The organism is Streptomyces sp. NPDC047017 (genome assembly GCF_040644175.1).
Lineage (GTDB): Bacteria > Actinomycetota > Actinomycetes > Streptomycetales > Streptomycetaceae > Streptomyces.
Genome location: NZ_JBEYVW010000001.1, coordinates 381,029 through 398,731 on the forward strand (window position 1 = coordinate 381,029; position 17,703 = coordinate 398,731).

Below are 17,703 nucleotides of genomic sequence, written 5' to 3' on the forward strand. Positions count from 1 at the left end.
ACCCCGCGCCCCGCCCCTGACCTGTGTCGGAGGCGGGGCGCCGTGTCGTACGCCCGCCCGGGTCTTTGGCCGCCGCCGCGTCACGGGGCTACTGTCTGCCGCGTTTCCCCCACCTGCGGGGAGGCAGTCCGTATTGGCCAGTGGAGGGAGTTCGGCTTCCCGTGGGGTCCCATCGCCGCCTTGCACCGTCCGGGTTCGACCGGGGTGCCGGCGCCGCCTTCTGCCTGCTGTCCGCCACGGCCGCCCTCGGCGCCCTCCCGGCCGCGCCGGCCGTCGCCGCGCCGCACGACGACACCACCCGGACTCAGGTGGACCGCCTCTACCAGGAGGCCGAGCAGGCCACCGAGGCCTACGACCGGGCCGACGAGCGGGCCGGGTCACTGCGCCGCCAGGTGCGCGACACGCAGGACCGGGTCGCCCGGCGCCAGCAGAGCGTCAACGACCTGCGGGAATCGCTGGCCTCGGTGGCCGGCGCCCAGTACCGCGAGGGCGGCCTCGACCCGTCCCTCGCGCTGCTCTTCTCCCGCGACCCGGCCGAGTACCTCGACCGGGCGGCCATGCTCGACCGGATCGGCGCCGGCCAGGCCGGCGAACTCAGGGACCTGGAGCAGGCGCTGCGGGCCCTCGCCCAGGAGCGCGCCGAGGCCACCCGCGCGCTGGCCGCGCTGGAGAAGAGCCGCACGGCCGTCGCCGCCCACAAGCACACCGTCGAGCAGAAACTCGCCCGGGCCCGGCAGCTGCTCAACTCCCTGACGCCGTCCGAGCGCGACGCCTACGGCCGTGCCTCCCGCTCCGGCCGCGACGACCTGCTGCCCGGCCCCGACGACGGTCCGGCCGCCTCCGCGCGCGCCGCCGCCGCCCTCGCCGCCGCCCGCAGCGCGCTGGGCCGCCCCTACGTCTGGGGCGCCAACGGCCCCTCGGCGTTCGACTGTTCGGGCCTGATGCAGTGGTCGTACGCACAGGCCGGGGTGCAGCTGCCGCGCACCTCGCAGGAGCAGCGGTACGCGGGCCGGCGCATCCCGCTGTCCCAGGCCCGCCCCGGCGACCTCGTCGTCTACCGCTCCGACGCCAGCCATGTGGCGATGTACGCGGGCAACGGGCGGGTCATCCACGCCCCTTACCCGGGCGCGCCCGTGCGCTACGACCGGGTGGACATGCTGCCCGTCTCCTCGGTCACCCGGGTCTGAGGGCGGTCCGGCGTCCCCCGTGAGACGGCCGTACGATCGGCGAATGGCTGGTCGAAGGCGCGGGTCGGGTTCCTCGGCGGTGGCGGTGTGCCTGCTGCTCGCGTCGCTGACGGGCTGCGCCGGCCCGTCCGCCGCCGACACCGCGCGCGGCCAGGTGCAGCGGGTGCTGGACGCCCGCGCGGCGGCGGTCCTGCGCCACGACCCGGCGGCCTACGCGGTCACCGGCGTCCGGACGCCGTACACGAACCTCAAGTCTCTCCCGCTGGCCGCCTGGTCGTACCGGGTGACCGCGCTGCGCCTGGGCGGCGGCCGGGCCACCGCCGAGGCCGAACTGCGCTACCGGATCAGCGGCTACGACACGGCCCCCGTCACCGCCGACCGCACCCTGACCCTGTCCACCACCGCCGGCGGGACGTGGTACGTCGACTCCGAGCGGCCCGCGGCCGCGTCCGCGCAGCAGCTGTGGGACCAGGGCCCGGTGACCGTGGTGCGCGGGCACAGCGGGATCGTCCTCGGTGTCGGGCAGGGCGGCGGGGCGCTGCGCGGGTACGCGGCGCTGGCCGACCACGCGGTGCCCGCGGTCTCGGACGCCTGGGGCACGGACTGGAGCCGCCGGATCGTCGTGCTGGTGCCCGCCTCCCTGGACGGCATGGCCGCCCTGCTCGGCTCGCCCGCCGCCGACTACCGGGGGATCGCCGCCGTCACCACCGGCGAGACGGGCGGCGCCGGCGCCCCGGGCGGCACCAGCCGGGCCCCCGCCGACCGGATCGTCGTCAACCCGGACGCGTACGGCATGCTCGGCACGCTCGGCAGGCAGGTCGTCCTCACCCACGAGACCACCCATGTCGCCACCCGCGCCCACACCGGCCGGGCCACCCCGCTGTGGCTGTCCGAGGGATACGCCGACTGGGTCGGCTACCGGGGTTCCGGGCGCAGCCCGGACCAGGCCGCGCCGGAACTCCAGCGGGCCGTGGACGCCGGGCAGGTGCCCACCGCGCTGCCCGCGGACCGGGACTTCGGCTTCGCCGGCGACGCCACCCGCCTCGCGCAGGCGTACGAGGGCGGCTGGATGGCCTGCCGGATGATCGCGGCGCACTGGGACGAGCACCGCCTTGACGACTTCTACCGGGCCGTCGGCACCCACCGGGAGCGGCCCGGCGCGGTCGAGGACGCGCTCGCGAAGGTCCTGGGCACGACCCTGGCGCGGTTCACCGCGCAGTGGCGGGAGTACCTGCGGGCGCAGCTGGGCTGAGCGGCTCGGCGGCCGCCGCGCGCGGGAGCGTGGCGCGCCGCAGCGCCCGGGCCGCGCTCACCGCGGCGGCGGCCGGCAGCCCGTCGCGGGTGGACAGCGGGGCGAGGCCGAGCGGGCCGCTCAGCACGGCGTCCGCGAGGCACACCGGGAACACCAGCACCGCCCCGGCCGCCGCCGCGAGCACCAGGGCGGGCGCCGCCCGCGTCGGGCTGCCCCGCAGGCACCGGCGGACGGCCGCCGGGGTGACCAGCCACACCGGATACCGCGGGCTGATCACCCGGCTGGTGACCGTGCACAGCGCCACCGCCGTGAACGCGGCGTCGGCGACCGTGCGCGGCGCCAGATCCCGCGCCCGCAGCCGCCGCGGTCAGCGCCTGCGCGGCCAGCGCCTGCGCGGCCAGGCCGGCCGCGCCGGTGTACGGGCCGGCGAACTCCTTCGAGCCGTAGCGGAACCGCACCTCGCCGGGCCGGCCCAGGCGCCGGGCCGCGTGGAGGGCGAGCGCGCAGAGCACCAGCGGGGCCCGGGTGGCCGTCCGGACGGCGAGCGGCGTCGCCGTGCGCCACCGCCCTGCCGCACGCCACCGCCCCGCCCTGAGCCGCCGTCCCACGCCCGCCTCGCCCACCTCGGCCCCGTCGCCCGCTCGCGGTCCCGCGTCCCTTGCCCTCTGGTCCCTGGACTTCCACGGTGGGCCGCGGGTCGGGCGCGGGCCACGTGAGGGCGGCCGTACGGGGCCCGGTGGGCGATTGGATAGGGTCGGCGGCGATGCACAAGACCCTCATCGTCACCAACGACTTCCCGCCCCGCCCGGGCGGCATCCAGGCGTTCCTGCACAACATGGCGCTGCGCCTGGACCCCGGGCGGCTGGTCGTGCACGCCTCCACCTGGAAGCGGAGCCGGGAGGGCGTCGAGGCCACCGCCGCCTTCGACGCCGGGCAGCCCTTCCCCGTGGTCCGCGCCCGTACGACGATGCTGCTGCCCACCCCGGACGCGACCCGGCGGGCGGTCGCCCTGCTGCGCGAACACGGCTGCACCTCGGTGTGGTTCGGGGCGGCGGCCCCGCTCGGCCTGATGGCGCCCGCGCTGCGCCGGGCGGGCGCCGAGCGGCTGGTGGCCACCACCCACGGGCACGAGGCCGGCTGGGCCCAACTGCCCGCCGCCCGCGCGCTGTTGCGCCGTATCGGGCAGTCCACGGACACCATCACCTACCTCGGCGAGTACACCCGCTCCCGGATCGCCGGCGCGCTCACCCCCGAGGCCGCCGCGCGGATGGTGCAGCTGCCGCCCGGCGTGGACGAGAAGACCTTCCACCCCGGCTCCGGCGGGGAGCGGGTGCGGGCCCGGCTCGGGCTCACCGACCGGCCCGTGGTCGTGTGCGTCTCCCGGCTGGTGAGGCGCAAGGGCCAGGACACCCTGATCCGGGCGATGCCCGCGATCCTGGCCGCCGAGCCGGACACCGTGCTGCTGATCGTCGGCGGCGGGCCGTACGAGAGGGACCTGCGCCGGCTGGCGGCGGAGACGGGGGTGGCCGGCTCGGTGCGGTTCACCGGCGCGGTGCCCTGGTCCGAGCTGCCCGCGCACTACGGCGCAGGCGACGTCTTCGCCATGCCCTGCCGCACCCGGCGCGGCGGCCTGGACGTGGAGGGTCTGGGCATCGTCTACCTGGAGGCGTCCGCGACCGGGCTGCCCGTGGTCGCCGGGGACTCCGGCGGCGCGCCCGACGCCGTGCTCGACGGCGAGACCGGCTGGGTGGTGCGCGGCGGTGTCCCCGAGGAGGCCGCCGACCGGATCGTCACCCTGCTGCGCGACGCGGAGCTGCGCCGCCGCATGGGGGAGCGGGGGCGCGGGTGGGTGGAGGAGAAGTGGCGGTGGGACCTGCTCGCGGAGCGGCTCGAAAAGCTCCTGTAGGCCGCGGCCCGGGCGCCGCTACTTCGCGTAGAGCGCCTCGATCTCGTCCGCGTAGTCCTTCGCCACCACGTTCCGCTTGAGCTTGAGGGACGGGGTGAGGTGGCCCGACTCCTCGGTGAACTGGGCGGACAGGACACGGAACTTGCGCACCGACTCCGCCTTGGAGACCGCCGCGTTGCCGTCGTCCACCGCCGACTGGATCTCCGCGAGCAGCTCCGGGTCCTCGCGCAGCGCCGCCGCCGTGGAACCGGCCGGCTTGCCGTGCTCGGCGCACCAGCGGCCCAGGAACTCCTCGTCCAGGGTGACCAGCGCGGCCACGAACGGCCGCCCGTCGCCCACCACCATGCACTCGGCGACCAGCGCGTGCGCGCGGATGCGGTCCTCGATCACGGCCGGGGCCACGTTCTTGCCGCCCGCGGTGACGATGATCTCCTTCTTGCGGCCGGTGATCCGCAGATAGCCGTCCTCGTCGAGGGTGCCGATGTCACCGGTGTGGAACCAGCCGTCGGCCAGCGCCTCGGCCGTCGCGCCCGGGTTGTTCCAGTACTCCTTGAACAGGTGCTCGCCGTGCAGCAGCACCTCGCCGTCGTCCGCGATGCGGATCACCGAGCCGGGCAGCGGCTGCCCGACCGTGCCGATCTTCTGCCGGTCCCACGGGTTGAACGCGGTCGCCGCGCAGGACTCGGTCAGGCCGTAGCCCTCCAGGACCCTGAAGCCGATGCCGCGGAAGAAGTGGCCGAGGCGCTCGCCGAGCGGGGCGCCGCCGGAGATGGCGTACTCGCCGCGCCCGCCGAGCACCGCGCGCAGCTTGCTGTAGACCAGCTTGTCGAACACCTTGTGCTTGACCCGCAGGCCGAGCGAGGGGCCCGAGGCGGTGTCGAGGGCCCTGCTGTAGGCGATCGCCGTGTCGGCCGCCCTGTCGAAGATCTTCCCCTTGCCGTCCGCCTGCGCCTTGGCGCGCGCCGCGTTGTAGACCTTCTCGAAGACGCGCGGCACGCCCAGTATCAGCGTGGGGCGGAACGCGGCCAGCTCGTCGGTGAGGTTCTTGATGTCCGGGACGCAGCCCAGCTTGATCGGCGCCATCATCGGGGCGATCTGCACCAGCCGGCCGAAGACGTGCGCGAGGGGCAGGAAGAGCAGTACCGAGCACTCGCCGGTGCGGAACAGCGGACGCAGCCGCTCCACCACGTTGCCGCACTCGGCGAAGAAGCTGCGGTGGGAGAGCACACAGCCCTTGGGGCGGCCCGTGGTGCCGCTGGTGTAGACGATGGTCGCCGCGTCGTCGGCCTTCGCCAGCGAACCGCGCTCCTCGACGGTCGCGTCGCTGACGCCCCCTCCGGCCCGGCCCAGCTCCGCGACCCCGCCGGCCTCGATCTGCCAGACGTTCTTCAGCGCGGGCAGCGTCTGGCGCACCGACTCCACGGCGGCGGCGTGCGCGTCCGTCTCCACCAGGCAGGCGGTCGCGCCCGAGTCGCCGAGGATCCACTGGACCTGCTCGGCCGAGCTGGTCTCGTACACCGGCACGGTGACGCCGCCCGCGCTCCAGATGGCGAAGTCGAGCAGCGTCCACTCGTAACGGGTGCGCGACATCAGGCCCACCCGGTCGCCGGGCTGGATGCCGGAGGCGATCAGGCCCTTGGCGGCGGTGTGCACCTCGGCGAGGAAGTCCCGGGCGCTGACGTCCCGCCAGGCGCCGTCCGTCTTGCGGGCGATCACGGCGACCTCGGGATGCTGCGCGGCGTTTCTGCGGATGATGTCGGTCAGATTGCCGTCCGCAGGGACCTCGTACAAAGCCGGAAGGCTGAACTCGCGCAAGACTGCTGCTCCTCATAGGGCGCCGGCGCCACGACGTTGTGTGATGCGACGGTGCGGTCCAAGGCTCGGTCGGGTGCCCAGGACGTCACCGGGGGCCTTTTCGGCCCGGTGGCGTGATCCTGAGCACGACTGGACTGCCCGGACGTTACCCGCCGGTATGGCTTCTTCGACAGGGGGGCCCGACGAGATGTTCGCTGCGTCACACGACGGGTCATTCTTCGCGCACAGTAGTCGACCCGCTGAATGACTGGCCAGTAACCAGGAATCGGCCCGCCCGTGTTCACCAGTACGCTGCCGGTCATGGCATCCACAGCGGCCGGTGACGGCAGGACCCGCGTCCACGTGGTCAGCGACGTGCACGGCAACGTCCGTGACCTGGCCCGGGCCGGCGAGGGCGCGGACGCCCTGATCTGCCTGGGCGACCTGATCCTCTTCCTCGACTACGCCGACCACTCGCGCGGGATCTTCCCCGACCTGTTCGGCACGGCCAACGCGGACCGCCTCGTCGAGCTGCGCACCGCCCGCCGTTTCGAGGAGGCCCGCGAGCTGGGCGCCCGGCTGTGGGCGGGCGTCGAGGGCGACCGCGCCACGGTCCTGGAGCAGGCGGTGCGCCGGCAGTACGCCGAACTGTTCGCCGCCTTCCCCACCCCGACGTACGCCACCTACGGCAACGTCGACATGCCGGCCCTGTGGCCGGAGTACGCCGCGGCGGGCACCACCGTGCTCGACGGGCAGCGGGCGGAGATCGGCGGCCGGGTCTTCGGCTTCGTCGGCGGCGGCCTGCGCACCCCCATGCGCACCCCCTTCGAGATCAGCGACGAGGAGTACGCGGCGAAGATCGAGGCGGTCGGCGAGGTCGACGTGCTGTGCACCCACATCCCGCCGGACGTGCCCGAACTCCTCTACGACACCGTCGCCCGCCGCTTCGAGCGCGGCAGCCGCGCCCTGCTGGACGCCGTCCGCCGCACCCGCCCCCGCTACGCCCTCTTCGGCCACGTCCACCAGCCGCTGGTGCGGCGGATGCGGATCGGGGCCACCGAGTGCGTCAACGTGGGGCACTTCGCCGGAACGGGCAGGCCGTGGGCCCTGGAATGGTGAGCGCGCGGCCGGGACAGGTGGGGACGGGAGGCGGGCCCGACGTCCCCTTCCCGCCAGGAGCGCAGGTGGGTGCGGGCCGCCGCCCGCCTGCACGGTAGCCTTCACGCTGCACACTCGTGCGCACGACGACCGACTTGCGGCCCGCATCTGGAGGAGCCACGGCGATGGCGGAACACACCAGTTCGAGCATCACGATCGAGGCGGCTCCCGCCGACGTCATGGCGGTGATCGCCGACTTCGCCCGCTACCCCGACTGGACCGGCGAGGTCAAGGAGGCCGAGGTCCTCAGCAGCGACGCGCGGGGCCGGGCCGAGCAGGTCCGCCTCGTCATGGACGCGGGCGCCATCAAGGACGACCAGACCCTCGCCTACACCTGGACCGGCGACGACGAGGTCTCCTGGACCCTGGTGAAGTCGCAGATGCTGCGCTCCCTGGACGGCACCTACCTGCTCCGGCCGGCCGGCCCGGGCGCCACCGAGGTGACGTACCGCCTCACCGTGGACGTCAAGATCCCCATGCTCGGCATGATCAAGCGCAAGGCCGAGAAGGTCATCACCGACCGGGCGCTGGCCGGACTGAAGAAGCGGGTGGAGTCCGGCGGGAGGTAGCCCCAGCGCGCGCGGGTAGCGTTCACCCCTATGCGCACCCTCCTGATCACGGGCCCCGGCGGCAGCGGACGGACCACCGTCGCCGCCGCCACCGCACTGGCCGCCGCCCGTGACGGCGTCCCCACCCTCCTGCTCGGCGCCGACCGCACCGACACCCTCGGCGCGGCCCTCGGGGAGCCCACGGGAGCGAAGCCGGTACGGGTCGCGCCGCGGCTGACCGCCTGGCGCCCCGACGCGGCGGCCGGCTTCCGGGACGACCTCGTCGCCTTCCAGGACCGCGCGGGAAGCGTCCTGGACCTGCTCGGCGCCGCCCGCCTGGACGCCGAGGAGGTCACCCCGCTGCCCGGCGCCGAGGAACTGGCCCTGCTGCGCGCCCTGCGCGACGCCGCCCTCTCGGACCGCTTCGAGCTGCTCGTCGTCGACCTGCCGCCCGCCCCGCAGGCCCTCGCCCTGCTCGCCCTCCCCGCCGAGCTGCGCCGCTATCTGCGCCGCCTGCTGCCGCCCGAGCGGCAGGCCGCCCGCGCCCTGCGCCCGGTCCTCGGCCGGCTCGCCGGCGTCCCCATGCCCGCCGAGTGGCTGTACGAGACGGCCGCCCGCTGGGACGTGGAGCTGGCCGCCGTCGAAGCGGTCGTCGCCGACCCCGGCACCGCGGTCCGCCTGGTCGCCGAGCCCGGCCCGGCCGGCGCCGACGCCGTCCGCGACGCCGCCCTCGGGCTCGCCGTGCGCGGCCTGCCCATCGAGTCCCTGGTCGCCGCCCGCGTCCTGCCCGAGGCCCCCGCGGACTCCTGGCTCGCGGCCCCGGTCGCCCAGCAGCGCAAGACCCTGGAGGAATGGCACCAGACGTACGCCGTCCACCCGGCCGCCCACCTGGGCCGGGACCCGCGCGGCCCGGACGATCTGGCCGCGCTCGGCCTGCCCGGCACACCCCCCGCACCGGCCGCCCGCGCCGAGTGGCCGGTCGTGGACCGCCTCGCCGAGGACGGCGTCCTGGTGTGGCACATCCCGCTGCCGGGCGCCCGCCGCGAGTCGCTGGACCTCGTGCGGCGCGGCGACGAACTCGCGCTCACCGCCGGGAGCTTCCGCCGGGTCGTGCCGCTGCCCTCGGCGCTGCGCCGGTGCACCGTCGACGGGGCCGCGCTGCGCGAGGGCGAGCTGCGCGTCCGGTTCGCGCCGGACCCCGCGCTGTGGCCGCGCGAGAGGTGAACGGCGGCCCCGCGTTCGGGTAACGTCGGAAGGACGAACCGTAGTCAGGAGCCCGCCATGAGCGAAGAGCGCCCACCGTCCGACGACGCCGCGCGGGACGACGCCGTTCGCGAGGAGCGCGGCGCCGGCCGCGCACCGGGAGCCGGCGACGCCGACGCCTGGGCCACCGCCTGCGCCGAGGACCTCCAGGCCGAGCAGGCCCGGCGCCGCGCCCGCTACGGGCCGCCCCCGGGCTCGGCCGCCGAGGAACTGCGCAGGCTCGTCGACACCGTCGCCGACAAGCTGTCCTCGCTCCAGTCGCCGCTGTTCGGCGCGGTCGCCGGACCCACCGCCCAGCAGCTGGTCCGGCAGGCCGTGCAACAGGCCAGGGCCGCCGTGGAACCGGTCGTCGAACGCAACCCGGACGTCTTCGACCACCTCGCCGCGGCCGGCGGCGAACTGCTCGCCGCCTACCGCTCGGCCGTCGAGTCCCAGGAACGCCGCTGGACGGACCGCGCCACCGATCCCCGGACCGGCCCGGCGGACGGCCCGCAGCAGCCCGGCGAGCGCCGCGACCGCGGCGAGGGCACCGGCGGCGGCGAGCGCATCGACCTGGACTGACGGCCCGGGCGTCCCCGCGCCGGGCCCGTCCGGGAGGCGGACGAGGCGAAGGCGACGGTCACCGCCTCGGGTACGGTTGGCCGTAGCGGGGCTCGACCGGAACTGAGGGATTCATGGGACTCACCATCGGCGTCGACATCGGCGGCACGAAGATCGCGGCCGGCGTGGTCGACGAGGAAGGCAGCATCCTCTCGACCTTCAAGGTGCCGACCCCCACCACACCCGAGGCCATCGTGGACGCCATCGCCTCGGCGGTGGAGGGCGCCCGCGCGGGGCACGAGATCACCGGTGTGGGCATCGGCGCCGCCGGCTACGTGAACCGGCAGCGCTCCACGGTCTACTTCGCGCCCAACATCGACTGGCGCCAGGAGCCGCTCAAGGAGAAGGTCGAGGCCCGCGTCGGCCTCCCGGTCGTCGTGGAGAACGACGCCAACGCCGCCGCCTGGGGCGAGTACCGCTTCGGCGCCGGCAAGGGCCACCGCAACGTCATCTGCATCACGCTCGGCACCGGCCTCGGCGGCGGCATCATCATCGGCAACAAGCTGCGCCGCGGCCACTTCGGGGTGGCCGCCGAGTTCGGCCACATCCGGATGGTCCCGGACGGCCTGCTGTGCGGCTGCGGCTCGCAGGGCTGCTGGGAGCAGTACGCCTCCGGGCGCGCCCTCGTGCGTTACGCCAAGCAGCGCGCCAACGCCACCCCCGAGAACGCCCAGGTGCTGCTCGCCCTCGGTGACGGCACCCCCGACGGCATCGAGGGCAAGCACATCTCGGTCGCCGCCCGCCAGGGCTGCCCGGTGGCCGTCGACTCCTACCGCGAGCTGGCCCGCTGGGTCGGCGCGGGCCTGGCCGACCTGGCCTCCCTCTTCGACCCGTCCGCCTTCATCGTCGGCGGCGGCCTCTCCGACGAGGGCGAACTGGTCCTGGACCCGATCCGCAAGTCCTACAAGCGGTGGCTGGTCGGCGGCAACTGGCGCCCGGTCGCCGACGTCCTCGCCGCCCAGCTCGGCAACAAGGCCGGCCTGGTGGGCGCGGCCGACCTGGCCCGGGAGCCCGACCCGGTCATGTGAGCCCGCACAGCCCCGAGCGCCCGCCGCCTCCCGACGTCCGTACGTCCGGGCCGGCGGGCGCTGCCGTACGGCCCTCTTGCCGGGGCGGGCGGGTGCGGCGCCCGGTTCCGCCCGGCGTATGTTGATCGTCATGCAGCAGCTGCCCAACTCCCGCACCGAACCCGACGGTTCCGCCGTGGTCCGCGTCCTGAGCCTCAACATCCGCTCGATGCGGGACGACACCGACGCCCTCGCCCGCGTGATCGGCGCCTGCGCGCCCGATCTGGTCCTCCTCCAGGAGGCGCCCCGCTTCTTCCGCTGGCGCAAGAAGCTGGCGCGGCTGGCGGCGGCGTCGGGCCAGGTGGTCCTCACCGGCGGCGCCACGGCCGCCGGACCGGCCGTGCTGTGCTCGCTGCGGGCCACCGTCGAGCGCACCGAGGACGTCCTGCTGCCGCTCACCCCCGGACTGCACCGGCGGGGCCTGGCCACCGCCGTGGTCCGCTTCGGCGGCGCCCGGCTCGGGGTGCTCGGCTGCCATCTCTCCCTGGACCAGGACGAGCGCTACCGGCAGAGCGGCCTGCTCCTGGACCGGCTGGCCCGGATGGGCGTGGAGCACGCGGTCGTGGGCGGCGACCTCAACGAGGGGCCCGAGGGCCCGGCCTTCCGCCGCCTGGCCGACCGGCTCCAGGACGGCTGGGCCACCGCTCCCCGGGGCGGCGAGCACACCTGGACGGCGAGTGCGCCACACCGGCGTATCGACGCCCTCTTCGCCACCGCCGGCGTCGAGGTCCTCGGCTGCGGGGTGCCGCTCGGCCATCCCGGGGTGAGCGAGAGCGACCTGCGGGCGGCCACCGATCACCTTCCGGTGCTGGCCGCGCTCCGGGTCCCGGCGGCGTAACCCGCCGGGCGGCCGCCCCTGGCCTGCCGGCTCACACCACGGCGCCGCGCCCCGGGTCGTCGTCCTCGTCGTCCCCCGGATTCATGCGCACCACCAGCGTGGCGAAGCCGCCTAGGAAGCCGCCGATGCCGAGGGTGGTCAGCCACCAGGTCATCTGCCAGCCGAGCAGCACCGCCAGCAGGAGCAGCACGGGACCGCCGAGCACCCCCAGCCAGGCGAACTTCGCCGTCACGTCCGCCTCGGGCAGCGGCGGCGGCTCCGGCGGGACGAAATGACCCTCGTCGCCCTCGTCCGGGTCGTCGTCGGACGGCTCGCGGAGCGTGTGGTCGCGCGGACCGGCGTCGGCTCCCGCGAGGCCCGGCGCGAAGGTCACCGAGCTGCCCAGCGGCTTCGCCGGCCCGGGCCCGTCCTTCGGCGGCGGGTCCGTGCCGGGCTGCTCGCCGCTCTCGTCCGGCGGCTCCGGCAGCGCCAGGTCCTCGATGGGGCGGAAGGGGCGCGTCCCCGGCGGGTCCGGCGGCTCCTCGCCGTACCCGGCGACGATCGCCGCCCAGGCGGCGGCCTCGTCGAGGGGCGCGCCCCCGACCTCGGCGGCACCCGGGGTGTCGCCCGGCTTCTGCGGCTTCACGGAATCCACCGGCTTCACCGAATCCATCGGCTCGACGGGCTGCACCGAATCCACGGGCTTCACCGGCTCAGGAGGCTTCACCGGGTCCACCGGCCGCATGGCGTCCGACAGCGGTACGGCGTCCGACGCCTGCCGGGCGTCCGAGGAACGCACGGTATCGGCCGACTGCACGGGCTCCACGGGCCGTCCGGGCTCCACGGGCCGTCCGGGCTCCACGGGCCGTCCGGGCTCCACCGGCTGGACCGGCTGGCCTGGCTGCACGGGCTCGGCCGGGTCCCGGTCGCCCCGGCCCTCGCGGTCGGAGTCGTGCTCAGCCACCTGCGGCCGTCCCTTCCTTGCCGACACTGGGTGCGAGCCGGCCGATGAAGGAGAAGCTGTCCTCGAAGATCCGGTCCGCGTCATGGTCCAACGTCGCGACGTGGTAGCTCTGTTCCAGCAGCACCTCGGTCACGTCCACGGAGGAGACCCGGCCGAGGATGCGCGCCGGGTCGGCCGGCGGCACCACATGGTCCTGCGGGCTGCGCAGCAGCAGCAGCGGCTGCGTGACCTGCGGCAGCTCGCCGTCGACCAGCCGGAGGAAGTTCCTGAGCGAGTGCGCGGCGTGCAGCGGCACCCGGTCGTAGCCCACTTCCGCGCTGCCCTCCAGGGCGATGTCGCTGGCGATGCCCTTCGTCGTGCGCACCAGATGCCGGGCCACCGGCAGGGCGTACGCGGACAGGCCGTGCACCTTGTTGGCCGGGTTGACTACCACCACGCCGGTGACCGCGTCCCCGTGCCTGGCGGCCAGCCGCAGCGCCAGCGCGCCGCCCATGGACAGCCCGGCCACGAAGACCCGCGCGCACCGCTCGCGCAGCACGCGCAGCTCGCGGTCCACCTCCGCGTACCAGTCCTGCCAGCCGGTGAGCTGCATGTCCTCCCAGCGGGTGCCGTGCCCGGGCAGCAGCGGCAGCGAGACCGTCAGGCCGCGCTCGGCCAGGTACGCGGCCCAGGGGCGCAGCGACTGGGGGGAACCGGTGAAACCGTGGCAGAGGAGGACGCCGACCTCGCCGCCCTCGTGGCGGAACGGCTCGGCTCCGGGGAGGACCGGCACGTCGGTCTCCTGTTCGTGAAGTGGGCTGGCACGTCGATGACAGCTGGCCGTCGATGACGGATGGCGCGTCGATCGCGGGTACTTCACCGTACGCGACGGCACCGACACCGACCAGGGCCGTCGGCCCCTTCTGCGACGCGGGCGGGATATGGTCTGATCGACACACACAGGAGGCAGTCGGTTGTTCTACGGCACGATGAAGGTCGCCATCGGGGGACCGCTGAAGCTCGCCTTCCGGCCCTGGGTGGAGGGACTGGAGAACATCCCGGCCGAGGGTCCCGCCATCCTGGCCAGCAACCACCTGTCGTTCTCGGACTCGTTCTTCCTGCCCGCGGTGCTCGACCGCAAGGTCACGTTCATCGCGAAGGCCGAGTACTTCACCACGCCCGGGGTCAAGGGCCGGCTGACCGCCGCGTTCTTCAAGGGCGTCGGCCAGCTCCCGGTGGACCGCTCCGGCGCGCGCGGCGCGGGCGAGGCGGCGGTCAAGAGCGGCATAGAGGTACTGGAGCGCGGCGAGCTGTTCGGCATCTATCCCGAGGGCACCCGCTCACCCGACGGCCGCCTCTACCGCGGCAAGCCGGGGGGCCTGGCGCGGGTGGCGCTGGCCACCGGGGCGCCCGTCATCCCGGTCGCCATGATCGACACGGAGAAGATCCAGCCGCCCGGCAAGGTCGTCCCCAAGCTGATGCGCCCGGGCATCCGCATCGGCAAGGCGCTGGACTTCAGCCGCTACCAGGGCATGGAGCACGACCGCTTCGTACTGCGCGCGGTGACCGACGAGGTCATGTACGAGATCATGAAGCTCTCCGGCCAGGAATACGTCGACATCTACGCCACCGCGGCCAAGCGGCAGCTCACGGAGGCGGCGAAGGCCGAGAAGGAAGCGGAGAAGGCCGAGAAGGAGGCGGAGAAGGCGGCGAAGACCGCCCCCGCCCCCCAGGCCGCCGCCGAGAAGGACGCGTCCGGGGGCAAGGAGACGCCCGCGGAGTAGGCGAGCCGCGGTACCGGGGGAGCACAGGGGGGACGACATGGCCAGGCGCGAGCGTGTCATGCGGATGTCGGTCGAGCTGCCGCTGTGGCGCGCGCTCGCCGGCTACCGGGTGCTGACGATGTTCTACGCGGTCGGCCTGTTCGCCACCGCCTACGACCGCTTCCCGCACCCCGGGGTCGCCATCGCGTACTACTGCGTGCTGTTCGTCTGGACCCCGGCCACCCTGCCCCGGGTGGCGAACGCGGCAAGCTGCACCAAGCGCTTCCTCGTCGCCGACCTCGCGCTGGCGGCGGGCGGCATCCTGCTCACGCCGGTCGCCGACGCGCACACCCGGATCGCGCAGGGCGGCCCGACGCTGCCGTCGATATGGACCGCCGGATCCGTCCTCGCCTTCGCCCTCAAGGGCGGCTGGCGCTGGGCCGCCGTCGCCTCCACCGCGGTCGCCGCCGCCAATCTGGTCGAGCGCGGCACCCCGGCCCGCGACACCGTGCACAACGTGATGCTCGTCTGGGTCGCCTCCCTCGCCATCGGCTACGTGGTCGAGGTCGCCCGCGCCTCCGAACGCACCCTCGCCCGCGCCCTGGAGATCGAGGCCGCGACCCGGGAGCGGGAGCGGCTGGCCCGGGACATCCACGACAGCGTGCTCCAGGTGCTGGCCATGGTGCAGCGGCGCGGCGCGGTCATCGGCGGGGAGGCGGCGGAGCTGGGCCGGCTGGCCGGCGAGCAGGAGGTGGCGCTGCGCACCCTGGTCTCCGGCGGACTGGTGCCCGTCTCCCGGGTCTCGGCCGACGCGGCCGACGGGGCGGTGGTCCGGGCGGTCGAGGAGCACGGCGAACACGATGAACACGGCGAACGCGGCGGATGCGGCGGCGAACGCGGCGCGCACGGGCGGCGCGGCGAGGGGACCGGCGCGGAACCCGTCGACCTGCGCGCGCTGCTCGCCCCGCACGCCGGCTCCCGGGTCAGCCTCGCCGAGCCCGGCGCCCCGGTGCCGCTGCCGTCCGCCGTGGCCCGTGAGGTGGCCGCGGCCGTCGGGGCCGCGCTGGACAACGTCCGCCGGCACGCCGGGGAGGACGCGCGGGCCTGGATCCTGGTGGAGGACGAGCCGGACGCGGTGCTGGTGACGGTGCGCGACGAGGGACCCGGCATCCCGGAGGGGCGGCTCGCCCAGGCCGAGGGCGAGGGCCGGCTCGGCGTGGCCCAGTCGATCCGGGGCCGGCTGCGCGACGTCGGCGGCACCGCCGAACTGTTCTCGGTGCCCGGCCAGGGCACCGAGGTCGAACTGAAGGCACCGAAGCACACGGGCAAGGCCCACGGCGCCCGGGGCGCGGCGCGGGCCCGGGGGAGGACGGAGAGCCGATGACACCGGCACAGGACCGGCAGGACCACCACGGACAGCAGGGACAACAGGGACAGCAGGGACCCCAAGGAGCCCAAGGAGCCCAAGGACCCGAAGGACCCCAAGGAGCCCAAGGAGCCCAAGAGAGGGAAGCGGCGCCGCCGCCGATCAGGGTCATGGTGGTCGACGACCACCCGATGTGGCGGGACGCCGTCGCCCGGGACCTCGCCGAGTCCGGCTTCGAGGTGGTCGCCACCGCGGGCGACGGCGAGCAGGCGGTGCGCCGCGCCAGGGCGGCCGCGCCCGACGTGCTCGTACTGGACCTCAACCTGCCCGCCAAGCCCGGCGTCCAGGTCTGCAAGGAACTCGTCGCGGCCGACCCGGCGTTGCGGGTGCTGGTGCTCTCCGCGAGCGGCGAGCACGCCGACGTGCTGGAGGCGGTGAAGTCGGGCGCGACCGGCTATCTGCTGAAGTCGGCCTCGACGGAGGAGTTGCTGGACGCCGTGCGCCGCACCGCCGCGGGCGACCCGGTGTTCACCCCGGGCCTGGCCGGACTGGTCCTCGGCGAGTACCGGCGGCTCGCCGCCGAACCCGCCCCCGCCGGCGGCGCCGTGGCCGACGGCGAGCCGCGGGCGCCCCGGCTCACCGACCGCGAGACCGAGGTGCTGCGCCTGGTCGCCAAGGGACTGAGCTACAAGCAGATCGCCGAACGCCTGGTCATCTCGCACCGCACGGTCCAGAACCATGTGCAGAACACCCTCGGCAAACTCCAGTTGCACAACCGGGTGGAGCTGGTCCGGTACGCCATCGAGCGCGGCCTGGACGGCGGATGACCGACTGACGCGTCAACCGGCATACCGGATATCGCCACTCTTCCGAGTGGATTTGCCGTGATCAACTACCGGACATTTCACCGGAATTGACCGTCCCGGCGGTGCCGGAGTGACGTGCGTCACCCTTAGCGTGACCTTCACCAGGCAACCGTGGCGAAGGGACATTTCCATGCGCGTCGGAGTACTGACCGGAGGCGGCGACTGCCCCGGGCTCAACGCCGTCATCCGGGGTGTCGTCCGCAAGGGCGTCCAGGAGTACGGCTACGACTTCGTCGGCTTCCGGGACGGCTGGCGCGGCCCCCTGGAGAACGACACCGTCCGCCTCGACATCCCCGCGGTGCGCGGCATCCTGCCCCGCGGCGGCACCATCCTCGGCTCCTCGCGCACCAATCCCCTCAAGCAGGAGAACGGCATCCGCCGTATCAAGGACAACCTCGCCAAGCAGGAGGTCGAGGCGCTGATCGCGATCGGCGGCGAGGACACCCTCGGCGTGGCGGCCCGGCTCAGCGACGAGTACGGCGTGCCCTGCGTCGGGGTGCCCAAGACCATCGACAACGACCTGTCCGCCACCGACTACACCTTCGGCTTCGACACCGCCGTCTCCATCGCCACCGAGGCCATCGACCGCCTGCACACCACCGCCGAGTCCCACATGCGGGTCCTGGTCTGCGAGGTGATGGGCCGGCACGCCGGCTGGATCGCCCTGCACTCCGGCCTGGCCGGCGGCGCCAACGTCATCCTCATCCCCGAGCAGCGCTTCGACCTCGACGAGGTCTGCGCCTGGATCACCTCCCGCTTCAAGGCGTCCTACGCCCCGATCGTGGTCGTCGCCGAGGGCGCCATGCCCAAGGACGGCCAGATGGTCCTCAAGGACGAGTCGCTGGACTCCTTCGGGCACGTACGGCTGTCCGGGGTCGGCGAGTGGCTGGCCAAGGAGATCGAGCGGCGCACCGGCAAGGAGGCGCGCACCACCGTCCTCGGGCACATCCAGCGCGGCGGCACGCCCAGCGCCTTCGACCGCTGGCTGGCCACCCGCTTCGGGCTGCACGCCATCGAGTGCGTCCGCGACGGCGACTTCGGCACGATGGTCGCCCTGCGCGGCACCGACATCGTCCGCGTCCCGATCTCCGAGGCCACCGCCAGGCTGAAGACGGTGGACCCGGAGCTGTACGAGGAGGCGGGGGTCTTCTTCGGCTGACGGGCACTGACCGG

General features: G+C 74.7%; 17 protein-coding genes. 13 read left to right on the forward strand and 4 right to left on the reverse strand.

The window, feature by feature from the left end; translation table 11 throughout:
• Window positions 1-161 precede the first annotated feature (161 nt).
• Window positions 162-1,187, forward strand: a complete 1,026-nt coding sequence (locus ABZ858_RS01875; protein ID WP_361371110.1) for an NlpC/P60 family protein — start codon at window positions 162-164, stop codon at window positions 1,185-1,187.
• Window positions 1,188-1,230: 43 nt separating this feature from the next.
• A complete protein-coding gene (locus tag ABZ858_RS01880; protein ID WP_361371113.1) occupies window positions 1,231-2,439 on the forward strand; it encodes a hypothetical protein in 1,209 nt (402 codons plus the stop codon).
• On the opposite strand, the gene ABZ858_RS01885 is transcribed toward ABZ858_RS01880, so the two are convergent.
• Complete coding sequence (locus ABZ858_RS01885) at window positions 2,396-2,743, reverse strand: hypothetical protein (protein WP_361371116.1); 348 nt, start codon at window positions 2,741-2,743, stop codon at window positions 2,396-2,398. The genes ABZ858_RS01880 and ABZ858_RS01885 overlap by 44 nt on opposite strands.
• A gap of 459 nt (window positions 2,744-3,202) precedes the next feature.
• Here ABZ858_RS01885 and ABZ858_RS01890 point away from each other — a divergent pair, with 459 nt between their 5' ends.
• Window positions 3,203-4,345, forward strand: coding sequence for a glycosyltransferase family 4 protein (locus tag ABZ858_RS01890; RefSeq protein WP_361371119.1), 1,143 nt, complete (start codon window positions 3,203-3,205; stop codon window positions 4,343-4,345).
• 18 nt (window positions 4,346-4,363) lie between these two features.
• Here ABZ858_RS01890 and ABZ858_RS01895 read toward each other — a convergent pair whose 3' ends face one another.
• Window positions 4,364-6,160, reverse strand: a complete 1,797-nt coding sequence (locus tag ABZ858_RS01895) for an AMP-dependent synthetase/ligase (RefSeq protein WP_361371122.1) — start codon at window positions 6,158-6,160, stop codon at window positions 4,364-4,366.
• Between the two features lie 342 nt (window positions 6,161-6,502).
• Here ABZ858_RS01895 and ABZ858_RS01900 point away from each other — a divergent pair, with 342 nt between their 5' ends.
• The 6 genes from ABZ858_RS01900 (at window position 6,503) to ABZ858_RS01925 (ending at window position 11,613) form a co-directional block, all read left to right on the forward strand.
• Entirely contained in the window at window positions 6,503-7,258 is a 756-nt protein-coding gene (locus ABZ858_RS01900) for a metallophosphoesterase (protein WP_361371926.1), read from the forward strand.
• Between the two features lie 164 nt (window positions 7,259-7,422).
• On the forward strand, window positions 7,423-7,866 hold the full coding sequence (locus tag ABZ858_RS01905; RefSeq protein WP_361371125.1) for an SRPBCC family protein: 444 nt from the start codon (window positions 7,423-7,425) through the stop codon (window positions 7,864-7,866).
• A gap of 30 nt (window positions 7,867-7,896) precedes the next feature.
• Window positions 7,897-9,069, forward strand: a complete 1,173-nt coding sequence (locus ABZ858_RS01910; protein WP_361371128.1) for an ArsA-related P-loop ATPase — start codon at window positions 7,897-7,899, stop codon at window positions 9,067-9,069.
• Between the two features lie 57 nt (window positions 9,070-9,126).
• The gene (locus tag ABZ858_RS01915) at window positions 9,127-9,669 is read left to right on the forward strand and encodes a DUF5304 domain-containing protein (RefSeq protein ID WP_361371131.1); all 543 of its coding nucleotides are present in this window, start codon (window positions 9,127-9,129) and stop codon (window positions 9,667-9,669) included.
• A gap of 113 nt (window positions 9,670-9,782) precedes the next feature.
• Entirely contained in the window at window positions 9,783-10,736 is a 954-nt protein-coding gene (locus ABZ858_RS01920) for an ROK family glucokinase (protein WP_361371134.1), read from the forward strand.
• A 130-nt stretch (window positions 10,737-10,866) separates the two neighbouring features.
• Complete coding sequence (locus tag ABZ858_RS01925; protein WP_361371137.1) at window positions 10,867-11,613, forward strand: endonuclease/exonuclease/phosphatase family protein; 747 nt, start codon at window positions 10,867-10,869, stop codon at window positions 11,611-11,613.
• Between the two features lie 31 nt (window positions 11,614-11,644).
• Here ABZ858_RS01925 and ABZ858_RS01930 read toward each other — a convergent pair whose 3' ends face one another.
• Window positions 11,645-12,238, reverse strand: coding sequence for a hypothetical protein (locus ABZ858_RS01930; protein WP_361371928.1), 594 nt, complete (start codon window positions 12,236-12,238; stop codon window positions 11,645-11,647).
• A gap of 310 nt (window positions 12,239-12,548) precedes the next feature.
• Window positions 12,549-13,328: an alpha/beta fold hydrolase gene (locus ABZ858_RS01935; protein ID WP_361371140.1), complete on the reverse strand. Its 780-nt coding sequence runs from the start codon at window positions 13,326-13,328 to the stop codon at window positions 12,549-12,551.
• A 196-nt stretch (window positions 13,329-13,524) separates the two neighbouring features.
• On the opposite strand from ABZ858_RS01935, the gene ABZ858_RS01940 reads away from it, so the two are divergent.
• The 4 genes from ABZ858_RS01940 (at window position 13,525) to ABZ858_RS01955 (ending at window position 17,689) form a co-directional block, all read left to right on the forward strand.
• The gene (locus ABZ858_RS01940) at window positions 13,525-14,319 is read left to right on the forward strand and encodes a lysophospholipid acyltransferase family protein (RefSeq protein WP_361371931.1); all 795 of its coding nucleotides are present in this window, start codon (window positions 13,525-13,527) and stop codon (window positions 14,317-14,319) included.
• Window positions 14,320-14,356: 37 nt separating this feature from the next.
• Complete coding sequence (locus ABZ858_RS01945; RefSeq protein ID WP_361371143.1) at window positions 14,357-15,682, forward strand: DUF5931 domain-containing protein; 1,326 nt, start codon at window positions 14,357-14,359, stop codon at window positions 15,680-15,682.
• A 152-nt stretch (window positions 15,683-15,834) separates the two neighbouring features.
• On the forward strand, window positions 15,835-16,491 hold the full coding sequence (locus ABZ858_RS01950) for a response regulator transcription factor (RefSeq protein WP_361371146.1): 657 nt from the start codon (window positions 15,835-15,837) through the stop codon (window positions 16,489-16,491).
• 169 nt (window positions 16,492-16,660) lie between these two features.
• Window positions 16,661-17,689: a 6-phosphofructokinase gene (locus tag ABZ858_RS01955; RefSeq protein ID WP_361371149.1), complete on the forward strand. Its 1,029-nt coding sequence runs from the start codon at window positions 16,661-16,663 to the stop codon at window positions 17,687-17,689.
• The last annotated feature ends 14 nt before the right edge of the window (window positions 17,690-17,703 follow it).